Source organism: Nonlabens xylanidelens, assembly GCF_002934445.1.
Lineage (GTDB): Bacteria > Bacteroidota > Bacteroidia > Flavobacteriales > Flavobacteriaceae > Nonlabens > Nonlabens xylanidelens.
The window spans coordinates 193273-199934 of record NZ_PTJE01000005.1; the positions used below are offsets into that span (position 1 = coordinate 193273).

General features: G+C 32.9%; 6 protein-coding genes and 1 pseudogene. 1 reads left to right on the forward strand and 6 read right to left on the reverse strand.

Going from position 1 to position 6662, the window contains the following annotated elements; all coding sequences use genetic code 11:
* Positions 1-91: 91 nt before the first annotated feature.
* The 6 genes from LY01_RS11455 to LY01_RS11480 form a co-directional block, all read right to left on the reverse strand.
* Complete coding sequence (locus LY01_RS11455; protein ID WP_104515990.1) at positions 92-1006, reverse strand: glutaminase; 915 nt, start codon at positions 1004-1006, stop codon at positions 92-94.
* A gap of 333 nt (positions 1007-1339) precedes the next feature.
* Entirely contained in the window at positions 1340-1759 is a 420-nt protein-coding gene (locus LY01_RS11460) for a S1 RNA-binding domain-containing protein (protein WP_104515991.1), read from the reverse strand.
* Between the two features lie 147 nt (positions 1760-1906).
* Entirely contained in the window at positions 1907-2875 is a 969-nt protein-coding gene (locus LY01_RS11465; RefSeq protein WP_104515992.1) for an alpha/beta fold hydrolase, read from the reverse strand.
* A gap of 9 nt (positions 2876-2884) precedes the next feature.
* Complete coding sequence (locus LY01_RS11470) at positions 2885-3865, reverse strand: alpha/beta fold hydrolase (protein ID WP_104515993.1); 981 nt, start codon at positions 3863-3865, stop codon at positions 2885-2887.
* A gap of 89 nt (positions 3866-3954) precedes the next feature.
* Positions 3955-4701 carry an SDR family NAD(P)-dependent oxidoreductase gene (locus tag LY01_RS11475; protein ID WP_104515994.1) on the reverse strand — a complete coding sequence of 249 codons (747 nt, stop codon included), beginning with the start codon at positions 4699-4701 and terminating at the stop codon, positions 3955-3957.
* A 62-nt stretch (positions 4702-4763) separates the two neighbouring features.
* The gene (locus LY01_RS11480) at positions 4764-5327 is read right to left on the reverse strand and encodes a TetR/AcrR family transcriptional regulator (RefSeq protein WP_104515995.1); all 564 of its coding nucleotides are present in this window, start codon (positions 5325-5327) and stop codon (positions 4764-4766) included.
* Between the two features lie 381 nt (positions 5328-5708).
* On the opposite strand from LY01_RS11480, the pseudogene LY01_RS11485 reads away from it, so the two are divergent.
* Positions 5709-6662 (forward strand): annotated as a pseudogene (locus LY01_RS11485) (IS110 family transposase); the annotation flags it as partial.

Here is a 6662-nt window from a genome sequence, read left to right on the forward strand (position 1 = left end):
TCCGCTTTCGCGTAAGCGAGACCCATATCCATCTCCATATAATTTTATAAAGGTAATTCTAATGTTAAGGTAAGCGCATGTCCTACTAAATTTAAAAAATGGACACCTCAGATAATGTGGTAAATGCTTCTAGAAATTTCATACCTCTATAAGAATTCCCTTTTAAATTTAATTTGGGACTCCACACAGCTATGGTATATTCATTAGGGTAAATAGCAATAATCCCACCACCTACACCACTTTTACCAGGTAAACCTACTTTAAAAGCAAAATCTCCTGACTCATCATAAAAGCCGCAGGTAAGCAAGAGTGCATTAATCCTTTTAGTCTGACTTCTAGTGAGTATTTCTAGTTGATCATGTACCGTTTTTCCTTTATTGGATAAAAATAAAAACAGCTTAGATAAATCTTTACAACTTAATTCTAGAGAACAAATATCAAAGTAAAAATCCAGCACCTCATTAGGGTCATTTTTAATATTACCTAATGATTTTATAAAATTACATAGAGCGATATTGCGGTAACCTATCGTTTTTTCTGAAGATGATATTTTTGCACAATAATCTACCGTTTTATTAGGAGACATACTCCTTATAAATGCTAGTAGATCTTCTTTAGGATGGTCTAGATGGCTTATTAAAATGTCTGCAACAACTATAGCACCTGCATTTATGAATGGATTTCTAGGTATTCCATTATCGTTTTCTAATTGTATCAAAGAATTAAAACCGGTACCAGATGGTTCTACACCGACTCTTTCCCATATACGCTCTCCCAGTATTTTATAGGCCAGACACAAGGACAGTACCTTTGCTATACTTTGTATAGAAAAATTTTCATCAAAGTCACCTATACCGTAGGATGCTCCAGAATTAGTTGCGATATGAATACCAAATTTTTCTGCATCTATGGTTGCTAGTTCTGGTATATAAGAGGCTAGATTACCTATGTTTTCCATCTTAGATACCTTCTCAAAGACCTTTTCTATCACCTCATTATTATCCATATACTCGACTTTATTTTCATTATTGTAGCAAAGATAATAGGGGAGCACCGCGTTTTAAGTCTCTATTACTATTTTTAAAAATGCCTTTCTATATTCTTGCTATTTATCTCACTGTAAGATAGTAGATTTTTTAAGCTCGTTATTTAGGTAAAATAACTTACTATTTATAATTGATTAAGTGTGGTTTTAGTTCCGCTTTCGCGAAAGCGAGATAACAAAAAAGCTCATAAATCAAAACACTCTTGATTCATAAGCTTTTAAATATTTAAGTACTTTTCTAGAATTAATAGAGAACAAATCGTTTTCTATATCCATAAAATAGACTGTATAGAACTAGTTGATTAACTCTATTCTGTCTGAGGTAATGTTGATCAATTTCTCTTTATAAAGGTTACCGAGTGCTTTTTTATAAGACTTTTTACTCATGTTAAATTGAGCACGTATAGTCTCTGGCGCACTTTTATCAGTAACTAGTAAATAGCCATCTGGACTTTCTCTCAGCGATTCTAGAACAATATTTGCGTCATGATCTATAACATTAAGATAGCCTTGAGGTCTAAGAGATACGTCTATCTTACCGTCTTCTCTTATGTTTTTAATAAAACCTATACCTTCCATGCCTTCTTCCATTTCAGAAAAAACATCACTTCTATAGAGTAATCCTTCTATCTCGCCCTCAATTAAAACATTATAACCTAGAGGTGTTTCTCTCTCTATGATTAATTTTACTTTATCACCTACCTGTAAATCCATTACTGTATAAATTTAAATACTCTTTTATTCTCTTATTTGTAAAAATGCAAAGGTAGGTCTTATATAAAGATTTAAAATTTGAGTAGTTAATATATATAATCACATCTTAAATCAAGATGGAGTAGTGGAATAGGTGGTTTTAAAGTTCTATTCTATTTCATTTTTAGCTAAAAACTTTAGAATAAGCGTTGCAATTTCACTTGTTTTTTCTTCGGCCGCAAAATGACCAGCATCTAGAAGGTGCAACTCTGCCTTGGGTAAATCTTTTAAATAAGCTTTGGCACCATTTGCATTAAATTTTAAATCCTTTTTACCCCAGGCTATTAAGGTTTTAGGTTGTTGCTCTTGTAGCATTTTTTGCCATTTAGGATATCTTATCAAGTTAGTATTATAATCTTTAAATAACTGTACCTGAATCTCTCTATCTTTCTTTGACGTTAAGAAGGCCAGATCATGTGTCCAAGCATCTGGACTTTGAATATTCCTATTTGTACTGTCTAGGTCAAATAAATACTGCTTATTTATGATAGCGTCTTTACCAGTTAGGCTGTATAAAAAATCATGCTTTGCTGTCGAGGTATCTGTTTGTGCTGTCCTAAAAAAGTCTTGTCGTTGAGGAGTAAGTCCTTCTAGATATGCATTTGCATTTTGAACGATTAAAGCATCCACACGTTTAGGGTTATTCATCATCATACGATAACCTACAGGTGCGCCAAAGTCTTGCATATACATAACGTAATTCTCTATATCTAGTTTATCGACCAGTTTTTCCATGTAAGAAGCCAGTAAATCAAACGTATAGTTAGTAGTGCTAGGGTCAAAATGTGTACTGTAACCAGATCCTAAATTATCTGGTGCAATAACATGATACCTAGTTGCTAGCATGGGAATTAAGTTTCTATAAGAATGTGAGGAAGAAGGGTAACCATGTAATAATACTATGGTGGGATTATGTTTATCTCCTGCCTCTCTATAAAAGAGTTTTGCACTATCCACTTCTACATAATTATAGGTTGTTGCTGGTGGTAAATAGAATTCTTTTTCGGTGATTTTTGTGGTGTCCTGACATCCAAAAAATGCTGTGATCACCACTATGATTAGTGCAAATTTTCTCATCTTAAATTGCTATTTATTTTGATTTTTCATGAATTCTCTTATTTTTTTAATTATCGCATTACCATCTTCTTCAAGTGCAAAATGACCTGTGTCATAAACATTATAATCTATTGTTTTTACGTCTTTTTTAAACGCTTGGGCACCACTTTCAGGGAAAAAGGCATCATTCTTACCCCAAACTATTAATAACGGCGGTTGATTATCTCTTAAATACTGTTGCCACTGTGGATATAGTTTTACATTATTTTGATAATCATAAAACAAATCTATGTTAACGGCATGTGCATTAGGTCTAGATAATCTTAAATAATCTAAATTATAACTATCAGGATCTACAGTTTCTACATCTCTAACTCCATGTGTGTATTGCCATTTTAAACCTTCTAAAGTAAATGCAGGTAATAAGGCATCTTCGGTTTCTTCGGTTCTGTTTTCCCAGAGAGCTCTTATTCCAGCCCAGGCTTCTCCTAGACCTTCTTCATAAGCATTTCCATTTTGATTTATGATAGCCGTAATTCTTTCTGGATGTGCTGTTGCAAGTCTAAAACCTATAGGGGCACCATAATCTTGAATCATGATGGCATAAGAATTAATTCCTTTTTTTTCTAAAAAGGAATCTACGACAGTCGCGATATTGTCAAATGTGTAATCAAATGCTTCTGATTCTGGAAAATCACTGTTACCAAAGCCAGGATAGTCAGGAGCGATTAAATGATACTCATCAGATAATTGTGATAGTACTTTTCTGTACTGGTAAGATGAGGCAGGAAAACCATGCAATAAAACGATGGTAGGATTATTAACATTACCTGCTTCTCTATAAGCTATGTTGATACCGTTAACTTCTAGTGTTTTATATGCTACGCTCGTTTCTTGATGTGGAGTACTAGATAATGTAGCGCTAGTTGCAGTGTCTGTTATTAATGGTGTTTCTTGTTTACAAGAGGTAAGTAATAAAACAATACTTAATGATAGAATAATATTTTTCATGATTTTGATTTAAGTCTCCGTATAATTAAGGAGGTATGTAAAAAGTCATCACCGATACTTGTACCGGTGATGACTTTTATTCACATTATTTAGTTTCTACCAGCCATAACGCCACCATCTGTATCCCAAATAGCACCTGTTACCCAAGCAGCTTTGTCAGATAATAAAAACACTATACTGTTTGCTATATCTTTAGATTCTCCAAAACGACCTATAGGGTGAAAACCATTAAAACCTACTAAGGCTTCTTTTGCAGCTTCTTCACTTCCAAAAACGCTATGATAAACAGGTGTGTTTACTAAAGCTGGAGAAACAGCATTAACACGTATGTTATCATCTGCTAGTTCCATAGCTAGATGTTGTGTTAAGGAATGTAGTCCTGCTTTTTGCATAGAGTATGCGGTAGATGGTGTTGCTTTTACAGCTTGTTTTGCCCACATAGAACCTACGTTTACGATGGAACCTCCTTGTGTTGCTTTCATTTTTTTAGCTGCACTTTGTGTAATAAAGAAGAAACCTCTGTTTAAGTCTAAATAAGAGTTATAATCTTCCATAGTGTGATCTAAAAATGGTTTAGGTCCAAAAATACCTGAAGCATTTACTAAATAATCTAAGTTGTCTAAACCATCTATACTTTCAATAAGTGATGCTACTTCGGTAGTATTAGATATGTTAACTGTGTGTTTAATTAGATTATCAGCGTCGGCTATTTTATTAGTGTTTCTTCCTACTACGTGCACTGTAGCACCACCTTCTAATAAAGCATTTGTTGTTGCATTACCGATTCCACTTGTTCCACCTATTACTAAGGCTACTTTGTTTGCAAATTCTTTCATTTTGTTTACTTTAATTGTTAATTAAAGACAGACAGGTCTGTCTATTTGTTTATAAATTTTTTTTAAGCTATTATTTTTTCACACAAATTTTTTGACTCTATAATAGGCCAGTCTTGTTGATGTAGATGACTTTCTCCCACAGCACTTTCATAGAGTAAATAGATTTGTCTAGATAAGGAATTGACTTGTTCTCCATTAATACCTTCTATATTGTGTTTTACTAATTGAGTAATGATGGCAATAAAGCTATTTTTTTGAGATTGTATCTCGTTTCTTATAATTTCATTATCCTTAGGGATTTCTGAAACTGTTTTAATACACCAACAACCATTAAAGTCTTTATCTTGATAGAATAATTTAAGAAAATCAAATATGGCGAGTATTTGGTCTTTGCCTTTCTTTCTAGACTGAGTAAAACTTTGAAAATCTGTCAAAAAGTTAATGTTTTTGAATTTAAGGTAAGCCAGACAAATTTCTTCTTTTGATTTAAAATGATTGTATAAAGTAGCCTTGGCAATTCCAGCTTCGGCAATTATTTGATTGATACCAGTAGAGTTATAGCCATTTTTATAAAATAAAAAGGAAGCTGTTTCTATAATTCTATTTTTTACTTCGGCATGTTTCATAATACAAATTTACTTTAAATTCACAAATACAGACTAGTCTGTCTGTTTTTATATTAAAGTTAACATCATAGATTTTATAAAAGTATTGTTTTTGGGAAAACTAATAATATGTAACGTATTGTATTTAAATGAATTAAGTGAAATTCGCTTGTTTTACCACAGTTCTTCTTAAGTTTGAAATCACTAAATTAAAGACTTATAAATAGAAAGAACAAAAGAGAGGAATAAGGTTATTATATACGTAGAGACTTCAGATCTCGTCAACATTGAAAATCCCCTCTCTTTTCTACACAGATTTCGTACAGTTCTATGAGGCTTTTAAGACCTCGATTTTAAGTTGTTGAAACTCGCGTAGGTTGTCCTTTCCAAAAACATATTATAATGAATAAAGATATTAAATATTTCGGAATAGACATCAGTCATTTGGTATTTGATGTTACCGACTCAGATGGTAAATACTATCAGTTTAAAAACAGTATTTCAGGCTTTAAAAAGTTGGTAAAGTTGTTAGATGATAACAGTCATTGTGTAATGGAAGCTACTGGATATTATCATTACCAACTGGCTTATTACCTATTAGAATCAGGTAAGAAAGTGTCGGTTGAGAATCCTTTATCTGTGAAACGATTTAAACACTTGACTTTTACGAGTTCGCTTTCGCGAAAGCGGAATTATAGGAAGACATCTGTCTAAAATAAAGACAGACAAAAGTGATTCTAAATTGATTTGTGCTTATGCAAAACAGGTAGAATTAAAGCTATGGCAAGGTAATTCTAAACATCAAATAGAATGCCTTCAAATGACTAGACTACTGTCCATGCTGACTAAACAAAGCACTATGTATAAAAATAAACTACATGGAGAGGCTGTTTTAGGAAATCCAAGCAAAGTAGTTGTCAGTTCTATAAAACGAAGTTTAAAACAAGTACAGAAAGAAATAAAATTAATAGAGGATAAGTTGCTAGCCTTAGTAAAACAAGTGCATCAAGATGTCCTAACACGTTTAAAAAGCATTCCAGGGATAGGAGACAAGACTGCTTTAATGTTAGTTGTTTTAACCGATGGATTTGAGCGTTTTAAAAGTGGAAGTGAGCTATGCAGTTATGCTGGATTAACGCCTATCATAAGGCAAAGCGGAACGAGCATAAATGGAAGAGCACGTATAAGTAAAATAGGTAACCAGAAGCTAAGAAACCTACTGTTTATGTGCAGTTTTAATGCTTGTAAATACAACAAAGCATGCAAGGCAATTTACGATCGAATAGTAGCCAAAGGAAAGAGTAAAAAACTAGCCTTAATAGCTGTCTGTAATAAGCTCTTAAAACAGGCTTTTGC

Bases quoted from the DNA above. Each gene is read 5' to 3' on its own strand.
- LY01_RS11455 (WP_104515990.1), bottom strand. From the start codon at position 1,006: ATGGATAATAATGAGGTGATAGAAAAGGTCTTTGAGAAGGTATCTAAG.
- LY01_RS11460 (WP_104515991.1), bottom strand. From the start codon at position 1,759: ATGGATTTACAGGTAGGTGATAAAGTAAAATTAATCATAGAGAGAGAA.
- LY01_RS11465 (WP_104515992.1), bottom strand. From the start codon at position 2,875: ATGAGAAAATTTGCACTAATCATAGTGGTGATCACAGCATTTTTTGGA.
- LY01_RS11470 (WP_104515993.1), bottom strand. From the start codon at position 3,865: ATGAAAAATATTATTCTATCATTAAGTATTGTTTTATTACTTACCTCT.
- LY01_RS11475 (WP_104515994.1), bottom strand. From the start codon at position 4,701: ATGAAAGAATTTGCAAACAAAGTAGCCTTAGTAATAGGTGGAACAAGT.
- LY01_RS11480 (WP_104515995.1), bottom strand. From the start codon at position 5,327: ATGAAACATGCCGAAGTAAAAAATAGAATTATAGAAACAGCTTCCTTT.